This is a genomic window from Lachnoclostridium sp. An118, from assembly GCF_002160985.1.
Taxonomy (GTDB): domain Bacteria; phylum Bacillota; class Clostridia; order Lachnospirales; family Lachnospiraceae; genus Claveliimonas; species Claveliimonas stercoravium.
The window spans coordinates 1-1,497 of sequence record NZ_NFLQ01000049.1; the positions used below are offsets into that span (position 1 = coordinate 1).

The 1,497-nt window shown below is 52.7% G+C and carries 1 rRNA gene; it reads right to left on the minus strand.

Annotated features, from left to right (window positions below):
• Positions 1-1,497, minus strand: a 23S ribosomal RNA gene (locus B5E62_RS16615); the annotation flags it as partial.

Sequence of the window (1,497 nt, forward strand, 5' to 3'; positions counted from 1 at the left end):
CAATGCTTCTCCCGTCGGCCTTAGGATCCTCTCCTCATCCACCTGTGTCGGTTTACGGTACGGGTACGGTATGAACGATAGCGGCTTTTCTTGGCAGCCAGCTCACACATTTCCCTACTTTTAGTTCGGTATGCGTCACGTCTTCGGATCGCCACACGGATTTGCCTATGTGACTCCTACCTCGCTTGCCCCGGTCTTTCCATTCCCGGTAGTGCTCTCTTTCTGCGTCCCCACAGTTCTGTCATACCGTAGTACAGGAATCTCAACCTGTTGTCCATCGACTACGCCTCTCGGCCTCGCCTTAGGTCCCGACTTACCCAGAGCAGATCAGCTTTACTCTGGAAACCTTGGATATTCGGCCGGAAGGATTCTCACCTTCCTCTCGCTACTCATTCCGGCATTCTCTCTTCCATACAGTCCACAGCTCCTTCCGGTACTGCTTCGTCCCGTATGCAATGCTCCTCTACCAATGTATCATCTACATTCCCGAGCTTCGGTGGTGTGTTTCAGCCCCGGACATTTTCGGCGCAGGACCTCTCGACCAGTGAGCTATTACGCACTCTTTTAATGTGTGGCTGCTTCTAAGCCAACATCCTGGTTGTCTTTGAAATCCCACATCCTTTTCCACTTAACACACACTTTGGGACCTTAGCTGCAGGTCTGGGCTCTTTCCCTTTCGACTACCCAACTTATCTCGTGTAGTCTGACTCCCGTCCACCATCTACGCGGCATTCGGAGTTTGATATTCTTCGGTAAGCTTTGACGCCCCCTAGGAAATTCAGTGCTCTACCTCCGCAAGACTTGGACGAGGCTAGCCCTAAAGCTATTTCGAGGAGAACCAGCTATCTCCGGGTTCGATTGGAATTTCTCCCCTATCCACACCTCATCCCCACCCTTTTCAACGGATGTGGGTTCGGTCCTCCATTGCCTTTTACGGCAACTTCAACCTGGACATGGATAGATCACCCGGTTTCGGGTCTACTCCGACTGACTTACCGCCCTATTAAGACTTGGTTTCCCTTCGGCTCCGGACCTTCAGTCCTTAACCTCGCCAGCCAGCGTAACTCGCCGGACCGTTCTACAAAAAGTACGCGGTTGAACATGTAAAGTTCTTCCACAGCTTGTAAACACAGGGTTTCAGGTTCTCTTTCACTCCCCTCCCGGGGTCCTTTTCACCTTTCCTTCACAGTACTATGCGCTATCGGTCACTAAGGAGTATTTAGCCTTACGGGGTGGTCCCCGCGCCTTCAGTCAAGGTTCCACGTGTCTCGACCTACTCTGGATACCGCCATGTTACTTCAAGTTTCGCTTACGGGGCTTTCACCCTCTCTGGCTGGCTTTCCCAAAACCATTCTGCTACTCTCGGTAAATCAACCCTGCGGTCCGAACCCCGGGGTGCACGCACCCCGGTTTGGGCTCTCCCGGTTTCGCTCGCCGCTACTCCCGGGATCGATGTTTCTTTCTCTTCCTCCGGCTACTTAGATGTTTCAGTTCACC